The organism is Vibrio sp. 10N.222.49.C12 (assembly GCF_041475025.1).
GTDB classification, from domain to species: Bacteria; Pseudomonadota; Gammaproteobacteria; order Enterobacterales; family Vibrionaceae; genus Vibrio; species Vibrio crassostreae_C.
In genome coordinates this window covers 97,727-118,366 of the sequence record NZ_JBFRVF010000055.1, presented here as the reverse complement: position 1 = coordinate 118,366, position 20,640 = coordinate 97,727, and the positions used below count along the sequence as shown (strand labels likewise).

9 protein-coding genes and 1 pseudogene are annotated in these 20,640 nt (G+C 46.1%); 1 reads left to right on the top strand and 9 read right to left on the bottom strand.

Annotation, left to right across the window (positions count from 1 at the left end):
- Positions 1–20: 20 nt before the first annotated feature.
- Positions 21–8,147: pseudogene (locus AB4583_RS16500) on the top strand (VCBS domain-containing protein); the annotation flags it as partial.
- A 76-nt stretch (positions 8,148–8,223) separates the two neighbouring features.
- Here the strand turns inward: AB4583_RS16500 and AB4583_RS16495 are convergent.
- The 9 genes from AB4583_RS16495 to AB4583_RS16455 form a co-directional block, all read right to left on the bottom strand.
- Positions 8,224–9,537 carry an HlyD family type I secretion periplasmic adaptor subunit gene (locus tag AB4583_RS16495; RefSeq protein ID WP_017061737.1) on the bottom strand — a complete coding sequence of 438 codons (1,314 nt, stop codon included), beginning with the start codon at positions 9,535–9,537 and terminating at the stop codon, positions 8,224–8,226.
- Complete coding sequence (locus tag AB4583_RS16490; protein ID WP_372118372.1) at positions 9,530–11,782, bottom strand: ABC transporter transmembrane domain-containing protein; 2,253 nt, start codon at positions 11,780–11,782, stop codon at positions 9,530–9,532. Before AB4583_RS16490 ends, AB4583_RS16495 begins: the two co-directional genes overlap by 8 nt.
- The gene (locus AB4583_RS16485) at positions 11,779–13,425 is read right to left on the bottom strand and encodes an ABC transporter ATP-binding protein (protein WP_017066510.1); all 1,647 of its coding nucleotides are present in this window, start codon (positions 13,423–13,425) and stop codon (positions 11,779–11,781) included. Before AB4583_RS16485 ends, AB4583_RS16490 begins: the two co-directional genes overlap by 4 nt.
- A gap of 191 nt (positions 13,426–13,616) precedes the next feature.
- Positions 13,617–14,252 (bottom strand): CatB-related O-acetyltransferase, encoded by a 636-nt coding sequence (locus AB4583_RS16480; protein WP_017061734.1) that lies wholly within the window; start codon positions 14,250–14,252, stop codon positions 13,617–13,619.
- A 419-nt stretch (positions 14,253–14,671) separates the two neighbouring features.
- The gene (locus AB4583_RS16475; RefSeq protein WP_050620719.1) at positions 14,672–15,784 is read right to left on the bottom strand and encodes an NADH:flavin oxidoreductase; all 1,113 of its coding nucleotides are present in this window, start codon (positions 15,782–15,784) and stop codon (positions 14,672–14,674) included.
- A 288-nt stretch (positions 15,785–16,072) separates the two neighbouring features.
- Entirely contained in the window at positions 16,073–16,762 is a 690-nt protein-coding gene (locus AB4583_RS16470) for a hypothetical protein (RefSeq protein WP_017066672.1), read from the bottom strand.
- Positions 16,762–17,952, bottom strand: a complete 1,191-nt coding sequence (locus AB4583_RS16465; protein WP_017064441.1) for an OmpP1/FadL family transporter — start codon at positions 17,950–17,952, stop codon at positions 16,762–16,764. The genes AB4583_RS16470 and AB4583_RS16465 overlap by 1 nt, the downstream gene beginning before the upstream one ends.
- 93 nt (positions 17,953–18,045) lie before the next feature.
- Entirely contained in the window at positions 18,046–18,858 is an 813-nt protein-coding gene (locus AB4583_RS16460; protein ID WP_017061730.1) for a crotonase/enoyl-CoA hydratase family protein, read from the bottom strand.
- Positions 18,859–19,336: 478 nt separating this feature from the next.
- A complete protein-coding gene (locus tag AB4583_RS16455) occupies positions 19,337–20,530 on the bottom strand; it encodes a multidrug effflux MFS transporter (RefSeq protein ID WP_372050986.1) in 1,194 nt (397 codons plus the stop codon).
- Between the last annotated feature and the right edge of the window lie 110 nt (positions 20,531–20,640).

The following is a 20,640-nucleotide window of genomic DNA, read 5'->3' as shown; positions in this document are numbered from 1 at the left end:
ACAAAGCGGTAACGACATCAGGAACGTTGACCAGTACTGACGTGGATAATCCAGATAATGCATTCACACCGGATTCTATTTCAGGCACCAACGGTGACCTGACTATTGATGCCAATGGTCATTGGTTCTTCACCGCCAACAGCGCGTTTAATCAATTGAATGTCGGCGATAAAGTCGAAGAGACCTTCACGGTATCGTCGGTTGATGGCACACCCTCGACCATCAAAGTGACGATTAATGGCACCAATGACCGCCCTACTATCTCAGGTACCTCAAGTGGCGCGGTGATCGAACAGGGCTTGAACACGGCAGGAAACCCCGATGCGACAGGGAGCTTAATCGCGACTGATATAGATAAGTCCGACACCGTTACGTGGGCAATCAATCAACCCCAAGGTCAATGGGGAACGCTGTCGATTGATCAGCATGGTCATTGGCACTATCAGCTAGACAATTCAACCGGCGGTGCCGCGGATAAACTCGCGGCTGGTGAACATCAGTCTGAATCATTCTGGATCACCGCTACCGATTCAACAGGAGCGACAGTCCCTCATAAAGTCGTTATCGATGTGCAAGGCAGCAACGACAAACCAATTGTCAGTGCGTGGACTCAGCTTCCTGCGGGTAAAGAGGATCAACCCGTAACCATCAAGGCTTCTGACTTGCTAACACATGCAAGCGATGTGGATAGTAGCGATGTATTGCACGTGACAAATTTGCAAGCGACACACGGTAGCCTGACTGATAATAAAGATGGCACTTATACCTTCACGCCAGATAAAGATTTCAATGGTGAGATTCGACTCACCTATGATGTAGTTGACGGCCATGGGGGCAGCGTCAGCACTCTAGCTAAGTTTGATCTTATCGCAACTCCAGATAACGCGATTATTACCGACGCACAAGCCAATGCAGACTTACGGGGAGTAACTGAAGATCGCGGCTATATAGATACCCACTACCAACTGCATTACGACGGCAGATTAAACATCCAAGACCCTGATAAGGGAGAGGCACAGTTTGATCCGAATATAGGCTCACAAACCTATCAAGGTATTGGCTACGACACCAAACTGGGTGGGCACATACTGCTCATGCGCGACGGTCACTACACCTATACCCTCGACAACCGCAATATACAGAACTTAGCGCAAGGCGAAGTTAAACACGATTCAGCCATTATACGCTCAGCAGATGGTACAACACACACGATAGAGCTAACGGTTCATGGTACCAACGATGCCCCAACCATCAATGCTCAGTCCCACTCAGTGACTGAAGGTGGAAGCGTTCTAAATGGACAAATGGTTGGCCAAGATATTGATACCGGTGCGGCCTTGACTTACAGCGCACCGCAGATTGATGGCTTGGTGGTTAATCCGGACGGCAGTTATAGCTTCGATCCTGCTCACTCTAGCTATCAATCGTTAGCATCAGGTGTCACGAAGACATTGACTGTTCCAGTAACAGTCACAGACGAGCATAATGCGAGCAGCACTCAAAACCTCTCAATAACGATTACAGGGGTTAATAATTCTGCCGTTATCGGCGGTGTCTATACTGGAGATGTTCATGAAGGGCATACCTATACAGCACCAGATGGTACAATGTCTGGTGGCTACGTCGATGATCGCTCACCAGATCATATGCATGGAAACATCGGCAAATTATGGAACGACGAAATACACACTGATGGTCACCTGAACATTGTTGATCCAGACTCCGGTGAAAGCCATGCCCAAACCGGCGTTTATTACGGCACTCATGGTCGTGTCATACTTCAGAGTAACGGAGATTGGAGCTACTACGCTTCCATAGGCCAAGACGCAACAGGTAGAAAGATTGATCACCTCGGCCAAGGTGAATCGATAACGGATACTGTCACCGTCAAATCGGCTGATGGCACCACTCACGATATTGTTGTCACCGTTCATGGCGATAACGACCGTCCGTATTGTTCTGGTGAAGTGCAACTGAACAGCGGTAAAGAAGATCTTGCTCAAACCATCACAGCAACCGAGCTAATCGCTAATACTGTTGACGTAGACGCCAACGATGCAGGTAAGCTCACTATCGCTAATTTGCATGCTGACCATGGCTCGATTCAAGACAATCACGATGGAACCTTCACCTTCACTCCAAGCCACAATTACAACGGCAGCGTCCACTTCACCTACGATGTGAAAGACGCGCATGGTGGTACAACACACACTGGCGCATCAACGACGCTCTCGGCTGTTGGCGATAAAGCCCAAATCGCTGGCGTTGATACTGGTTCAATAACCGAAAACAGCGCGGGTGTCGACATGTCACCCGACTATGCTCACTCAGGCATCGCCACACTTGGCAATACAACACTCTATGCTGATGGCAAGCTGACCATCACAGACCCCGATGTAGGCGAGTCAGGATTTGAACGCCAAGGTAGCAATGGTTACGACTATCACGGCACCTATGGCGATCTAATCTTACTCACCGATGGCACCTGGCATTACCATGCCGATGCTGGGCATCTATCAGGTATAGGTGCTAGACCCACAACGCGTGGCACTGCAATTGACCAACTTGGTGAAGGGCAAAGCTTAACCGATACGATTACAGTCCATTCAAAAGATGGTACAACACACGATATTGTCATCACCATTCACGGCAGTAACGACAGACCTTACTGTTCATCTGAAGTGGTGCTTGCAAATGGCAGTGAAGATACACGCCAAACCTTAACCACCGCGCAACTATTAGCGAATACCGTCGATGTGGATGCCAATGACGCCGGTAAACTAACCATTGAAAACCTGCATGCTGACCATGGTTCTATTCTAAACAATGCCGATGGCACGTTTACCTTTACCCCAGAAAAAGACTATAACGGCGATGTACACTTCCGCTATGACGTTAAAGATGCACACGGTGGTGTAACACACACCGGCGCAACCACCAACTTAGCGGCGGTTAACGACAACCCTGATGTGACACCTTTAACCGACAGTGTCAGTGAGGGGGCCGATAATCATCACACCCTCAATCTGCTAGTAGGTGCTACGGACAAAGACGGCGACGCTTTAAGCGTCAGTCACCTTGAATATGCCATCGATGGTCAACTTCAGGCAGGGAAAATCCCCGCAGGTATCACCTTAGATACTGATGGTCATACATTAATTGTTGATGCCACTGATCCCGCATTTAACCATTTGGCCAATGGTCAGTCGCAACAAATCGCTATCACCTATCAAGTAGAAGATGGCCATGGTGGAAGTACGCAACAAACCGCCACGCTTACGATTGCCGGGACAGATGATAAAGCCACACTGGTTTCTAATGTCATTCAGCTCACTGAAACACAAGCGCTGGATAGTGAATTTAAATCCTATAGAGGCCAGCTTCAGCTGATTGACCCTGATAGTGGTGATAATACTCAGTTTGTATTTAGCGGGAAGTATTTAGGTCAAGGTTTTGCACCTGGTTACCTTGATGTTTGGCCTAATGGCTCTTATCAATTCAAATTAGATGCTGGTACCAATCGTCATGCAGATGAACTCATTGGTAGCCTACATGCTGGCGAGTCGAAGGAGTTCCCCTACGAAGTCGAAACCTCTGATGGTCAGAAGCTCACCATTATGGTGAAAGTGACCGGTGAAGATAACCAAGCAAAAATTGCAGTGACGCCCTACTCCAGCCTCAATAATCATGTTTACGAAGATCACACTTCCTTTGGCAATACCACCAGTCAACTCAGCAGTGGTGGCACGTTACAGGTCATTGACCCGGATCACGACCAAGCCGGTTTTATTGCACAAACCATCACCACCGCCGAAGGTGGTCAGTTCAATATCAACGCACAGGGCCAATGGTCATACGATATTGACAATGATAAAGTCCAACATTTAGGCGCAGGGGAAAGCTTCCAGCAAACCTTTACCGTTGAATCTATCGATGGCAGTGCTAAAAAAGATATTACAGTGACCGTTCATGGCACCAATGATGCGCCAGTTGCATCAGCTGAAGTACGTTTAGCGAATGGCTTAGAAGATACCCAGAGAGTCCTCACCCCTGCACAGCTACTGGCCAATTCTAGCGATGTTGACGACAACGATATTGGCAAATTATCCATTGAAAACCTACAGGCTGACCACGGTTCGATCTTAATTAATGGCGATGGCACATTCACCTTTACCCCAGAAAAAGACTACAACGGAGCGGTGCATTTTAGCTATGATGTTAAAGATGCTCACGGTGGTGTAACACACACCGGCGCAACCACCTCGCTTGTAGCCGTCGATGACAAAACAATTATAAGTGGCGTTGATCATGGCGTAGCAACTGAAGATGTTGCAACGCATATGAGTACGAACGTAAACATAATGGATGCAGTTGATTGGCAAGCTTTGCAAATAACCGATGTAGATAGCTCTAACCAACAAGTGACTGTCGAGTTTGCAGGTAAGCAATACACATGGGATCTAGGCAGTAACTTAGATGTGACGACACCCTATGGGAAATTTCAGTTTTACACGATCACAACTGGCCCCCACACAGGAGAACATTGTTGGAGCTATATTGGTGATAATAGTAATGCTCACGTTCAAGAGTTAAAACAAGGTGAATCATTCACGGAATCGATAAAGCTAATAGCCACTGACGGCACTGAATTTCCGATCACAGTAAAAGTGAATGGTACCGAGGATGGGGTCGTAATCGATTCTAAGTCGGAACTTGGTCATGTCGTAGAAAATGCCCAAACAGGGGCTTCAGTTTCCGGCAGCGTAATAGCCCACGATGTTGACCTTCACGATACGGTGAGTTGGACACAAACACCAATAACTGGCATTAGAGGTCAATATGGTACGTTCCACCTAAGTACAGATGGACAATGGCATTACGACGTTGACCAGAACAAAGCGAAAAAACTAGGAGACGGTAACGAGTATTGGGAGCACTTTACAGTTGAGGCTGTGTCTACTGATGGTAGTCATGTCTCGAAAAGTGTATCCGTAGTTGTGCACGGTAATAATGATGCACCGATAGTAATACGTGGTGAGGTGACGCTACCTTCAGGGAAAGAAGATACCTCAATACATATTACACAAGCTCAATTAGTCGCCAATACTATCGATGTCGATGTTAATGATAGAGGGTGGTTACACGTTGAAAACTTGACTGCAGACCACGGCAGTGTGGTATCAAATTCGGACGGTAGTTTTACCTTTAATCCCGACCCTAATTATAATGGTGCAGTCCACTTTAACTATGATATTGCCGATAGACACGGCGGTATCACCCACACCGGCGCAACCACCAACTTAGCTGCGGTTAACGACACCCCTGATGTGACGCCTTTAACCGACAGTGTCAGTGAGGGGGCCGATAATCATCACACCCTCAATCTGCTAGTAGGTGCCACAGACAAAGACGGCGACGCTTTAAGCGTCAGTCACCTTGAATATGCCATCGATGGTCAACTTCAGGCAGGGAAAATCCCCGCAGGTATCACCTTAGATACTGATGGTCATACATTAATTGTTGATGCCACTGATCCCGCATTTAATCATTTGGCCAATGGTCAGTCGCAACAAATCGCTATCACTTATCAAGTAGAAGATGGCCATGGTGGAAGTACGCAACAAACCGCCACGCTTACGATTGCCGGGACAGATGATAAAGCCACACTGGTTTCTAATGTCATTCAGCTCACTGAAACACAAGCGCTGGATAGCGAATTTAAATCCTATAGAGGCCAGCTTCAGCTGATTGACCCTGATAGTAGCGATAACACTCAGTTTGTTTTTAGCGGTAAATATTTAGGTCAAGGGTTTGCACCTGGTTACCTTGATGTTTGGCCTAATGGCACTTATCAATTCAGATTAAATACAGGTACCAATCATCATCCGGACGATCTAATCAGTAGCCTACATGCTGGCGAGTCGATGGAGCTCCCCTACGAAGTCGAAACCACTGATGGTCAGAAGCTCACCATTATGGTGAAAGTGACCGGTGAAGATAACCAAGCAAAAATTGCAGTGACGCCCTACTCCAGCCTAAATAATCATGTTTACGAAGATCATACTTCCTTTGGCAATACCACCAATCAGCTCAGCAGTGGTGGCACGTTACAGGTCATTGACCCGGATCACGACCAAGCCGGTTTTATCGCACAAACCATCACCACCACCGAAGGTGGTCAGTTCAATATCAACGCAAAGGGCCATTGGTCATACGATATTGACAATGATAAAGTCCAACATTTAGGCGCAGGGGAAAGCTTCCAGCAAACCTTTACCGTTGAATCTATTGATGGCAGTGCTAAAAAAGATATCACAGTGACCGTTCATGGCACCAATGATGCGCCAATTGCCTCGGCTGAAGTGCGTTTAGCGAATGGCTTAGAAGATACCCAGATAGTCCTCACTCCTGCACAGCTACTGGCCAATTCTAGCGATGTTGACGACAACGATATTGGCAAATTATCCATTGAAAACCTACACGCCGACCACGGTGCTATTGCCTTAAATACCGATGGCACGTTTACCTTTACCCCAGAAAAAGACTATAACGGCGATGTGCACTTTAGCTATGACGTTAAAGATCCCCACGGTGGTGTGACTCACACCGGTGCATCAACAACACTCTCGGCAGTTGGCGATGCTGCGATCTTCACCGGAGATAAAAGCGGTCAAATTACAGAAGATCGCCATGTACAAGGTGATGCTCAACATACGATATTTGTCACTGGCGTGTTGAATGTTATCGATCCTGATGCCAGTGAAGATCATTTTTACGACACTCGTAATGCCCATGCGCTCAGTGATCCCTATGGCGGTCATCTGACCATTGGAAAAGCCGGTGATTGGGCTTATTCGGTTCCCAATGCCAATATTCAACACTTAGCGGCAGGGCAAGTCGAGCAGGTTCAATATGAAGTAACGACTGCTGGTGGTGATAAGCAGGTTATTACCCTCTATGTGCATGGTACTAATGATAAACCAACAGTTTCTGAAGCTATCGCAGGTGCACATAACATTGATGAAGATGCTGCAAATGCGACCTCTGGGCAAATTATTATCAGCGATGTTGATCATAGCGATCAACATTCTGTCAGTATTGATAGCCAACATCAGCCACAGTATGGTTCTGTTACCTATAATAGCAATACACAAACTTGGGTCTACACACTTAATAACAGCAATAGCCATGTTAATGCTTTAAATAATGGTGAACAATTGACCGATAAGTTTTCTCTATTAGTCGATGATGGACACGGGGGCATTACAACTCAAGAAGTTGAAATGCGCATTGATGGACACAGCGATGTTCCACCAATGCCAACCCTAGTTGCCCCTGCAAAAATTACCGGCAGTGCAGGCAATCAGGACCTGCATGCCTCAATCGGAATTCCTCCAATTATTCACCAAGGAACGCCTACGCCAATGACAGGCTGGGGAATATCAGATCACCACGGACACTCTCTCACTGCATTACACGGTCAATTTGGTACTTTGCATGTCAATCCTGCAACCGGAGAGTTGAGTTACGATTACCAACAAACTTCATCAGGCGTCGTTAAGACACATACAGGAGGCTCTTACGGTAGTGGTACAGACGAAACCGACTCGTTTGTTTTAACCCTAGGAGGCGATCAAAACTCACAAGTCGCGGTGCACCTACATTTGCACTCGCAATCCGTCCATGGAAACAGCGGACATCACATTGACCAAACCACACTAACTGGCATGGATTTATCGCCAATCGCTCCACCACCTCCTCCAGCACCCGGCATGAGCCAAGCGGATGAACCGGATGCCTCTTTCAGCACCCCTGATGAAGTTACTCTTAATTTTGATGAGGTGACGGCAAACCTAGAACATACAGCGATAGGCGAACACGAACAGCGTTCTGGTGCCCATGCTTACCTAGACGCTCTGGGTATTAATGCTGACTCGCCGTCTATAGATTCACCGTCACACAATGTACCAGTAGCGCATGATATCGATATCATTTTCAGTGATGCCGAGAGTGCTTATGGGGCTGAGCAAACTGACGATGGTATGAGTGATGGGCTGTCTCACCATACCGATAACCCATCTATTGATGATTCTTTACACCATCATAATGACGTTGACGGACTGCCTGACATAGACCCAAATAACTAGAACATCACCCCTTCGGTTAGATAAAAAAAGGAGCACGGCATGTGCTCCTTTTTTATGCAAGCCAGAGTGGAGGACTTTACCTCTCTCCAAACGCCACGCTAACATTGGTATAAATCGGTTTCCATAAGTATTGGAACACCGACTTCTCGCCAGTTGTGATGTCTACTTCACCCGTCATACCCGGCAGTATGGAAAAGCTTTCAGGGTTATCACGGAAGTAAGGCGTATCAACCGACACTACAACTTCATAATAGATCTCGCCACGTTCGCTTTGACTTGTGGTCGGTGAAATACTCTCTACCGCCCCTTTTAAAGCCCCAAAGCGGCTGTAATCAAACGCATCAATCTTGACTCGAGTGGGCTGCCCAACACTCACAAAACCAATATCTCTTGGGGACAAACGTGCTTTGAAGTCAGCGTTCCCTCCGACAGGCACAATTTCAACTACCGTGCCACCCGGCTGAATAACACCACCATCCTGCGTGCTTGGTATGCTTTGCACCAAGCCTTGTAGCGGTGACACTAACATAGTGTTCGTCAATTTAGCTTGGCTTGAACGAACTCTAGCATTCAATGCTGATAAGTCAGATACGGCTTTAGAACGATCATCGCTCACTTTAGCTTTCGCCTCCGCCAGAAGCTGTATGATTTTTTGGTCATTACTGTCAGCTTGTCTAATCAATACCGACTTCTTACCACGAGCTTCTTCGATTTTCTGTTCGATACTGGCCAATTTTTGTCGCATTTCAAGCACACGTAAACGTGAAATGTTACCCGCTTTGTAACCCTTCTCCAGTATGTTCAACTCTTGCTTAGTCGCATTTAACTCTTTCTCATAACTCGGCAAGGCCTTTTCTACGCTACGAAGCTGCTCTGCAATTTGCTCGCTCTCTTTCTCAAGCACCACACGCTTTTGGAAGTAGAGGGCTTTTTGCGCGTTCAGCTGCGCTTTTTGTTGGCTGACGATCTCTGGGTAATCGACCTCAAACTCAGCAAGGTTAGGCTCACGTTGCTCAAGCAGCGCATTCATACGTTCCACACTGGCTAGAAGCGTCACTTGTTGGGACTTTAGCTCTTCAAGGGCGGTACGCTGGAAAGTGGCATCAAACTCAACAAGCGGCTGGCCTTTCTCTACCAACTGGCCTTCTTTAACAAGAATTTGCTTTAACTTACCGCCAATCGCACTTTGTAATACTTGCTTCTCGCCTTCCGGAATCACAGCACCTTTGGCTTTGGCGATTTCATCAACTTGAGTGACTACAGACCAAGTGGCAAAAGCAATAACACATAAGGCAACCGACCATGTGGCCAGCGCCAATGTACGAGCCGTATTTTGTGATTCAACAAGCTCACCGTAGCGCTTGCCCTTCTCGATAGATTGTTTAGTCATTAGCGACTCCTTGCTTAGACTCTGATTGTTCTTGTTGGGCTGCATTTTGTTGAGCAGACGCCTCTTGAGTTGACGGCTGTAGCTCTTGAGATAACGGTTGCTCAGATAACTGCGGTTCTTGAGAAGCTTGAGGCTCTGAAGGCTGTTCCTGCTTCGAAGACTGCTCCGGCTCTAATGGACCGGCATAAACCACTGCACCTTCATTTAATACCACCACTTTATCGGCAAGCTTGATTAAATCCGGATCGTGGGACGTGTAAATCACCGTTGCTTTTCCTTTTTTCGACTGCACAAACTCACCAAATATACGTTTAGCATTTGGGTGAGCATCAGGCACAGGATTATCCATTAAGAACATTGGGTAGTCATAAACCAGCGCTTTTGCATCAATTAGGATCTGCGCGACGCTGCCAGACAACATGTCAAAAAGGCTGTCCGGCTTAATACTGCTGATGGAAGTATCGAGCCCACCTGATAATGTCTCGAACCAACGCTTTCCGCCGACCATTTCAATTGCAGAGATCATTTTCTGATCTTCGACTTTGTGACCGTCGTTTAGCCACTCTCGAATACTCAGCGTAAGCAAATCAGGATATGCGGCTCGAATGAAACACCAGTGGCGATAAAGCTGCGGGTCGTATTGAACGAGGTTAACGCCTTCAAGCTCGACCATGCCATTTTGGATAGGCTGCAAGCCAGACAGCACTTCAATTAATGTTGATTTACCGCTCCCAGAAGGGCCGGTAATCGCGACAACTTCACCGGCTTCAATATCAAAACTCACACCATTCAAAGCGGGGCGACTCTGTTTGGGATAGCGCAGCGTCACTTGGTCTAATTTCAAGTTAGGCGCTACCACGGGTAACGGGTGATGCTGGTAACTGAATTCACGCTCAGACGGCTGAGACAAAATACGGTTCACTTGCAGCTTGGATTGATTAAAGCTATTAAAACGCATCGCGCTGTTTGCCAACACCTGAGCAGGACCCGTCACCTTAGATATCAACATCATTGAAGCAATCAAACCACCGGGCGTCATCACTTGTTCAAAAATAAGTCCTATGCCTAACCCCATCACGGCGAGTGTCGAGCCCACACCAATGAAATAGTAAATCGAGGTGTACCGACTCTGGAGAACCGATTGATTAAAGGTCACTGTTGAAGCAAGAAGATTGGCTTTTTTGAAACGTTGAATCCAGTGCTCTGAGAATCCAGCACTGCGAATAAAGGCAAGCTTGGATGACAGCTCATTAGTCATGTTTTGACGATTCGTACCTGCGACTGTCGATTGCATCGAGCGCTTGCTGCTAGAGCGTATCGAGCGTTTTGCTAGCAAGTAATAAAGGATTAAAGAGACGACTGGAACCAGTACCAACCATCCGCCTAAAACTCCTATCGCTAGTACAAAAATTAGAATGAATGGTAGGTCAAATAACGCATTTCCTAATGGCCCCGATAGCACACCTGAAATACGCTCTGACAACATCACTTGGTTTTGCTGACTAGAAGAAGCTGTTTGCTGATTTTGAGCATAGCTATTACGAAGCAGACGCTGCACGAGGGATTGAGAAATCTCACGACTTACTCGGTTGGAAACTGAAGCAAACACTCGGCTACGTAATGTTCTCAACCAACCCATCATCACAAACAACAACGCCGCGCCAATGGCGATACCTTGCAACTCATGCCCTGCATCACCACCAATCACATGGTCATAAATCGACATCGTGATGAAGGGAACAGCAAGCGCAAATAAGTTAGTGATAAAGCTGACCAATAACAATTTAGGAATGATGGGGCGAAACGCATGTAACCTTTCACCAACCCAATCAGGAGAGGCCTTCTCTAATGGTGGCCCTTCGATAACAATACAAAACTGAGGGACATCGGTGATGTCGTTATTGGCATTAAAGGCAACAAATTGCTTGGATTCCAAATGACCAGAGACCAGCTCATGTTCACCAAGTACCAGTAAGACCAATTTATGTTCACCAACTTCATCTAGGTTGGCAACCAAGCGATAAGGCAGTGCAAGCCTGTCGAACAAGGCAAACATATCGTCGATTGATTCAATGCCATTTTCATCGACCCATTGATGTGCGAACAACTGGATATTAGCATTAACTTCCAACTGCTTAAGAACGGAAAGGCTCTCGGTTTCTAAATGATTCATCACCTCTTGTCGACCGCTGGTATCTGCACGGTTGTTCGTACCTGAAGGGTTACCAATATCTAAACGATTCATACGACGGCCTCCTGATTGCTCTCGCTGTCGACCGTAATAGCTCGACTTTCCACTGTAATGATTCGATTAGCAAATTCGCGAAGCTTCGAATGGTAGCTCACCATCAGTATCGTGCGTCCTGCCGTTACTTCTTCTTCCAACACCTTAGCTAGATTCCCAAGGGCGTCTAAATCAAGTGAAGAATCCGGCCTTTCCAACATGATTATGGGTTTATCACTTGCCAATTGAGCCGCGATATTGAGCATTTTCACGTTACCCATACTCAACAAAGAAGCACTCGTATGGCCAATTTGTGTCTCTAGTCCATCGGGTAATCGAGTAATCTCTTTGGTTAAACCCAAACGCTTTGCATAGTCACTGGCGCTTTGCGTTTTCTCAGGGTCAAACCCGCACAAGTTGTCGAGAATAGTACCCGACACCAACTGCCCTTTAACGCCACAGTAGGCAGCAATATTGGTTACGGATGCGATTGAAACTGCAGCTCCGTTAATGAAGCACTCACCCGCTTTTAGATCATCAATACCTGCAATCGACGACAATAAATGACTGTTGGTGTGGCGATCCTCACTCTCTAACAAAACCAACTCACCTTTATTCAGTGTGACATCTGCATGAGAGAGTTCACCATATCTTTCAACGGTCGCTTGCTTGATTTCCAACGTCTCAAAGTCAGATAAGTGGTTCTCAACTTGCTCAGAATCTGAAGATTCCGATAATGATAAGTCACTCAATTTTTCTATTGCCTGATTGGCACTGTGTATTGAATTAAGCTTGATTCTAACCCCAACCAGAGCACTCAAAGGCGCAACCGCTCTGCCAGATAAGATAGAACATGCCGCCAAGCCACCAGTAGTTAACTGACCATCCAACACCCACAAGCTCCCCGTAATTACGAGTAAAACTGACGTGGCTAATGCGGCAAGCTGAATACATTCTTGGGCAAAGGCGTTCTGTTCTTCTTCTCTCGCTTTAGACTGAGAGCGAACGTTATTGAGGGATTTAAACTGATTGAAGATTCGAGACTCAACAGCCTGACGTTTGATTCCTTGAATGGTTTGGCTCAGTAAAATCAAGAACGCTTTTCGCTCCTGCTCATCTTGGGAAGCTTCTTCACTTAAGCTTTTAACGCGAATAGAAGATAACCAAACGATTCCGAGAGTAATCAGCCAAACTGCCAAAGGTATCGCCACCAGCTCACCGCCGATGTAAGCCACCAAGCCCAAGAAGATCAAGGCAAAAGGCAAATCAATAAAGCCTGCAATCACACCACCGGAATACCAATCTTTGACTTTGGATACAGAACCAAGCCCCTCTTCCACGCCGCCAACACCAATGTGGCGGAGATGGCCTGATGAAGCCGTTGTTACTCTTTCAACCAAAGTTTGATAGGTCGCTTTCTCGGTATTGCTGGCCGCGGCTGACAAAAGCCAAGTACGCACAAACCGGATCAATGCTTCCATGGCAACAGCCAACGCTGCACCCGCCAACAACAAAGTGGCAGTACCGTAACTTTGGTTAGGTAAAATACGATCGTAAATTTGCAAAACCGTTAACGGAACGGCGAGAGAGAGAAGATTTATGAGTAAAGAAGGCAGTAAGACTTTCCCCACCACCCCTTTGTTTTTCATTGAACTTGCGGGCATACACAATCCTTATCCATGCTTATGAAATAAGATTGGTACACCATGTTGAGTATTGCAAGGTAACGGACTGATTTAACGTGTTTTTCAATATAAATATGACACAGATCTTTCTACACAAATCTGTGGCTATACCCGTACCTTAAAAACGCTCCTTACAAACGCTCCTTACAAACGCTCGTTACAAGTGCTCCTTACAAACAATTGTCGTAATCCGTTATCGCCTGCTTTAACTTTGAAAAGTCTGAGTTACATAAATACGGTTTCAGCGCTTCAAATTTATCTGAGGGCCACTCGTATATTTTGAATGACATGAGTTCGTCAATAACGGACTCATCAAAGCGGTATTTGACGACTTTAGCTGGAGAACCACCGACAATGCTGTATGGAGCGACGTCTTTAGTCACCACACTATTCGCTGCAACCACAGCGCCTTCGCCAATCGTCACACCGGGCATCACCATCGCTCTCATGCCTAACCACACCCCATCTTCAATGTGAGTGTCACCTTTGCCAATGTAGGCATCGTCGATTACATCCATAAATGGATACAGCGAAAACCAATCAACTCTGTGGGTATGGTTGCCACCCATTAAAATCACAACCTCTGCGCCAATGCAGACATAATCGCCGATATGGAGTTCGTCGATTTCCCATCGAGGCTCCCACTGGCGGCTGACTTCGTCGCCATGTAAATAACGGACGACAGATTGCTCGAACCCATTATCCCAGCAATCGCTGTAATAACTGTGTTGACCTTTTACGTGAATATTGGGGTTGGTTACGACTTCATGCAGCAACTCGAATTTGGACCAATGCTTCTTTTGCATTTTTACCTCTGAATGATCTATTAAGTTTTATTCGTTAACTATCAAAATGTTCGACGATGCAAATCCAAGGTGCACAAACTAACGCCCTATAAACACAGGGTTCACTGGGATGAATAGTGAGTATCACGCTTAAATCATAGCAATATCGCTAAAACTAAAGAGACGTCAGTGGATTCGAGGTTGCTTAAGAAGAGGAAGTAGTTTCAAAGTTTGCTCAGTTTTTATCGATAACTTGGTTGGATAATTTACAGGCGTAGTGTAACTGTTTAGTCGCGCCAATTTGACAGGAAGATGTGATTAATAAGGTTTCAAATTTCGTTTCGTGGAATACGGAATGAACAAGAGCCTGCGCGATTACACAGGCTCAAACTTAGACTCAGCTATAAACGTCGGAGCTCGCTTGGAGCTTGGCTCAGCGACTACATGCGTGCAAGCTGTACTTTTCTGTCTTTATTCACCACGCAGAAGTTACCGCGCTTAGTACGACATTTAGAGCATCGTTCGCATTCAACAGGGCTTCTATCCCCTTCCTTCCAACGCTTAACTAAATGGGGTTCAGAAAGCAGCGGTCTTGAAAGCGCGAAGTACTCAATGCCCGTGTTGTTTGCAATCGCTTCGATAGCATCAAAATCCGTTAGACCACCAACCGTGATCACTGGGATATTAACGTCTTGGCTGATCGCGTGACCATACTCATGGAAGTAGCCTTCAGCTTGAATGGTAAAACCATCGTGCGACTCGCCAATCATAGTGTCTGCTTTGCCATGAATATTGCCTGACACGACAATGCCATCCACGCCCACTTGTTCAAGCTTTTTACACACAATACGTGTTTCGTCGAAGGTCACACCACCTTCAAAAAACTCCGAAGCTGTAAGCTTAACCAAGATAGGGAAATCATCACCCACCAGCTTGCGCGTCGCGGTATAGATCTCTAACAAAAATCTCATGCGGTTTTCTAAGCTACCGCCGTATTCATCTTCACGTTGGTTGTAATAAGGGCTTAGAAATTGGTTAATCAGGTAAGTGTGAGCGGCATGAATTTCAACGCCATCAAAGCCTGACTTCTGTGCTCTCAAAGACGCTTGAGCAAACGCATCAACAATGTAGTCGATCTCGTCTTTGGTCATCGCTTTGCCTAGAGTTTGAGTTCCTTTTTCTGGAACCTCACTTGGTGCGTAGATTACTCGCTCGCCAAGGTCATGCGTGGTTTTGGTGCCACCATAAGCCAACTGCATCACGATTTTAGAGTCGTTGTCGTGCACCAGTTGAGTCAGCTTTTGATACTCTTCAATGAATGAGTCGTTATACATACCCATCATGCCTGCATTCGGCTTTTCTTCTTCAACAATGTTCGCGTAGCCCGTCACGATCAGGCCGACTTCACCTTGAGCCAACTCTTCATAGATAGCGTACAGTTTATCTGTCATATGCCCATCTTCGGTGGCCATATTTTCCCACGTTGCACTTCTCATGAAGCGATTCTTTAGTGTCATCTTGCCAATGTGGGTTTCTGTAAACAAAGTGCTCAAGTGTCTTCCTCTCAAAATCGTGTTACGCAAGTTACCCATTAAGCATGGGCACTGATTCAGGCGGATACTACAGAGAATAAGGCAGCGAAAACTTAATCTAGATTAAGAGAGCGGCACTCTCATGTGAGAAAGATATAGAAAGCATCAAAAAGAGATAAAAAAAGATTGGAGAAATGGTAACAAAAGAAAGTCGCTAAGTTTTAATAAGCGACTTTGTTCAATTTAATCTGGACTAAGTCAATGGTTCTTACGAGAGGTGTCCACCTGCGAATTTCTGCCTGCTAACAGTTATTTGAACTCATAGGTGTAAGACGCGCCAACACTGTTATTTTCACCGAAATCGTCCTCAGCAAAAATAGTGAAGAAGTTGAATGATTGAGCGTCACTCAACTTGTAGCTAGCACCGACGCCTGCCCAATACCCTGAATAATCATCAGACCCCATTGAACCGCCACCGAAGCCCATGATAGACCATTCATCAGTAATCGTTTTTAAACCAAACGCACCAATGTAGCCACCGTGTGTTGAGCTCGACATCAATACATAGTCAGAACCAACATTATCATCATCGAAAACCGCCACTTCGCCATCATTATAACTGTAGCCAGCCATAGGGAAGATTTGCCAACCGAACGGCTCAATGTCGAAATAACTCAGTGGTATAAACGTACCAATACTGTAGTTGTTCTTATAAGCATCGTTGTCGTATTCAGAGCGGCTAAAGTTGAAATTGACGATCCCCATAGGCAACAACCATGAACCGCCTACTCGCCACTCTTCACCGTCAGCATTAACACGAGCGTTGATCATTCGCGCTTCATCAAGCCCAATAGACCCAGAGAACTGCAGATCTTCGTTATAAGCAACGCCAGCTTTGGTTACGATTTTAGTCGGATCATCAGGGTGCTTCTCTTCAGCAAAAGCACCCGTTGAAAATAAAGACACTAAAGTAATGATTAGTAGATTACGTAATGTCATTAGAAGGTCGCGCTAACACCAACAAAGTGGATACGGCCATCGAACGAACCATTCAACAGATTAACTTGACCAAATCGACCATATCGATCCATCTCAACTGAACCCAAATCAGCGTATTCATAGAACACATCAATTAAGATGTCGTCCCAGTAGGTAGATGCGCCAACTGAGTAGCGGTACTGTTCACCCACAGGAAGGTCAACCCATTGCATTGACGGATCGTCTTGCGGAGAAGTTTCGTAAGAGAAGCCAGCTTTCAAACGCCAGTCTGAATTCAATTGATAATCCGCACCTACCGCAAATTTCCAAACGTCATCCCAGTCACGCTCAATCGGAACACCATTAATTGGACTTCCTGCTATTCCAAAATCAAGAACGGTTGTATCCCATTCACTCCAACGGTGGAACTGAATACTAGCAAGCAGGTCAAGTTGAGAGTTCAAAGCATAGCTCGCACTGACATCGATGATTTCAGGTAAAGCAATATCAGTTGATAATGAATTCAATACGCCTTGGTTAATAACGCCATTTACATCATTGTTAAACTCATGCTCTAGCTTAGAACGGTAACTTGCGCCCAGCTTAAGTTTATCTGTCGGTGTGTACATTACGCCAAGGTTATAGCCGTATGCCCAGTCAGTATCTTGCTTCGCAGTAAGCATTGACGTTGTTTGTTGGAATGCAGCCCAACTGAATTGCACACCCGCGCCTACTGACCATTGGTCATTCAGCTTATAACTCAGTGATGGGTTCACTTGCATTGCAGTAAGAGTGATATCTTCTAGAAGTGCAGCACCCGCCCAATCACTGCCGTAATCAAGGCTAGAGCCGCCAACAGCGCCAAGCGCGATACCAAGGTGTAATTTGTCTGTGACTTGATGAGCGTGGAAGGCACCAAATGACGGCATTACGGAATGAGCTTTACCATCTGGATTACCACCGTTATCTTGATACTTCATTTCAAGATCGAATGCCATGGTGTTGATGGTCGTTTTGCTTTCGCCCATGTGAGACATAGTGGCAGGGTTTGTCCACATCGCCGCTGCAGATCGAGTGTAAACACCATCACCAGCGCCAGTAGTACCAGCGTTGGCAACGACAGCTTCTTGCAAAAACAGGCCACTTGCGAATGCATTTAAGCTCGTAAAAATTGCAGTGGCAGCTAGAGAGTAAGTAAAAGTTTTGTTCATCAGAGCGCTCATTTAGCCTTAGACATTAAATTGCTCTAAGGTTACCGCAAAGCTCAATAAACAAAGGGAATATCCATTATTCCTGTACAAGCGCTATTTAAACTTTCTGGCGACGTAAGGGCGTGGTTTGTCTCGATGAATTTCACGTTGAGCAGCAATCGCCCTGTTCTTACCTAACCCAACCTTTATCTGATACCAAGTTTCGCAGAATACAGCCATGCCCGGGCTTGACCACCAAGTCTTGTTGTAGAGCTTCTTGTTAGCAGCGACGACATCTGGCGACCGATTCGCACACTCAAGTGCCAACGCATAGGCTTCAGCGTAAGGATCTTCGGCAATCTTGGTCACCAACCCATATTCTTTAGCGGTTTCACAGTCGATCACTTTGGCCGTCATCGCCATTTCAAGGGTGTGATCTTTACGCATCAGCTCTCTAAAAGCGATAGCGCCTCCCATGTCTGGAATCAGACCCCACTTTGCTTCCAATATAGAGAAGTTCGCATCCGGGCTAGCAATTCTAAAATCACCCCCACTGACCAATTGCAGGCCGCCTCCCCAACAACGACCATGAATCGCAAAAATGACAGGGCATGGAATATCTCGCCAACCCAATGAAAAGCGTTGTGCAGCGTTAGGCAGTGTCGGTAGCCATTTAAACAAGAGCTTCATCGCCCCAGATTTACTGGTTAATAGGGACTTAACATCAAGCCCTGAACAAAAATCAGAACCCTCACCTTTTACTATTACGGCACGAATCTCGGTGTTCTTTTTCAGCTGAGTCACCATGTTATTCACGCCTTGAAACATTGCCATATCAATAGCATTGAGCTTATCGGGTCGATTCAACACAACCGTCGCAATTTGGTTTTTATCGATAGAACAAGTAATACGATCGAGGTTTGGCATGGTGGCTACCTTATCAGTGGTCAGACCTTTAGGTTATACATTTTATTAACATATGCCAAACTTGCACATTAAGAAGCGAGACCTGTGTTGCTTAACGTCTTTCCCTTTACACAAACGACATCAACAAAAAAGCAGTGATGGATCGCTCCATTCACTGCTTTTCATCCGTAGCTTTTATCGCCAATGGCTTTGATTGCCAGTAGCTTTGATTAGCAATGGCTTTCGGTCATGAGCAAAACCTATGTTCTTCGAGATTTCAGTAGCAAGAAGATAAAGTAGCTGCCAGCAATAATGGAAACTAACGTCCCTGCCGCAAGCTGCGCTCGGAACACTACCACTTGCCCTAAGCAGTCAGAAAATAGCATATATTCTGGTAACTTAAACCAAAGCGCTGAACATTAAAAAGGCCATTGAAATTCATCATTTCAATGGCCTTCTCGTTCCTACTAGCCAGGCAGCTAGCTAATTACCTAAGCAACTAACTGAGCTGAGACTCTCTCGCTTCTTGGCTACTGAAACCACGCAAAATGTTAAACAGGGTAATCAATGTGAACAGCATGATAACGAGCGATAAATGCCACGCTTCCCCTAACCCTAACTGAACCAGGCCCATACTCACAATTGAAGACACCACCATCTGCCCGCCACCAGACATCGCAGCCGCCGCGCCAGCGTTCTTCTTATAAGGCAACATCACTAACGCCTGAGCACAAGGTAACGCAATACCATTACCAAGGATCATCAAGAACTGGCCAAGCATGAGATACAAAGGTTCGAGTGGACAGAAGAACAGCCACAAGGCCGCAGCAACGTGCAATACAGGTGTGCATAACAGAGTTTTCTTGTTACCCAGCATAGGGCGAATACGGTTACATAAGCCTGTTCCGCCAAGCATGCCTAATGCTGGAATCACCGCCCACATCGCGTATTCATCTGACGTCATACCAATCTGGTTTTGCATGATAAATGGCATCACCGACACAGTGGTGATCATCAAGCTAAAGTTAAGCCAACCGATACTCGCAAAGCTCATAAAATAACGAGAAGTGAGTAGCTCTTTATATTGAGAAACCATTCTCTTAGGCGAAGGGATCGCCGAAACCTGAGTGACGGTTTCCTTAAATTTGAACGCTAACACCACCCAAGCTAATGAGACATAGCCAAGTAGCGAGATAAACACCATGCTCCAGCCAAAATGGAAGTTAATGAATCCACCGATAACGGGCGCGATCAAAGGTGTTATAGACGCAACCATAGCAATGTAAGACATCGCCAAAGGCAAGTCTGCCCCACTGAATCTGTCTCGCGTAGAAGCACGAGCAAGTACCGCGCAACAACCGGTTCCTAAGCCTTGCAGGAATCGCCCCATCACCATGCTAGTAAACGAATGGCTGAAGAAGATGATCATCAATAACCCAAGCATGGCAATCAACAAACCGCTTAGCAGTACCTTCTTGCGTCCCAAAGCATCGGAAATAGGGCCATAAATAAACTGGGAAGGGCCAAAGCCTAATAAATACACACTCACCAAAAGCTGGGCTTGCTCTAGCGAGACATCAAAATCTTTTGCGATCCAAGGCAAAGAAGGAAACACCAAGCCCATACTGAGCTGGCCGATACTGATGACCAAGCACGCAAGTAAGATCGATTTAAAATCAAATCCACGACTCATCGTTTAATAGGTCCGTTCGAAGAAAAATCGTGCGTATCTAACTCACAACATAAAAACTGAGAAAATAGCGAAAATGCTGCTGGTGAGTTGTTCATAATGCTCCGACGGGA

Coding starts and splice junctions, on each gene's coding strand:
- AB4583_RS16470 (WP_017066672.1), bottom strand. CDS start 16,762: ATGACATTACGTAATCTACTAATCATTACTTTAGTGTCTTTATTTTCA.
- AB4583_RS16485 (WP_017066510.1), bottom strand. CDS start 13,425: ATGCCCGCAAGTTCAATGAAAAACAAAGGGGTGGTGGGGAAAGTCTTA.
- AB4583_RS16480 (WP_017061734.1), bottom strand. CDS start 14,252: ATGCAAAAGAAGCATTGGTCCAAATTCGAGTTGCTGCATGAAGTCGTA.
- AB4583_RS16490 (WP_372118372.1), bottom strand. CDS start 11,782: ATGAATCGTTTAGATATTGGTAACCCTTCAGGTACGAACAACCGTGCA.
- AB4583_RS16465 (WP_017064441.1), bottom strand. CDS start 17,952: ATGAACAAAACTTTTACTTACTCTCTAGCTGCCACTGCAATTTTTACG.
- AB4583_RS16460 (WP_017061730.1), bottom strand. CDS start 18,858: ATGCCAAACCTCGATCGTATTACTTGTTCTATCGATAAAAACCAAATT.
- AB4583_RS16495 (WP_017061737.1), bottom strand. CDS start 9,537: ATGACTAAACAATCTATCGAGAAGGGCAAGCGCTACGGTGAGCTTGTT.
- AB4583_RS16455 (WP_372050986.1), bottom strand. CDS start 20,530: ATGAGTCGTGGATTTGATTTTAAATCGATCTTACTTGCGTGCTTGGTC.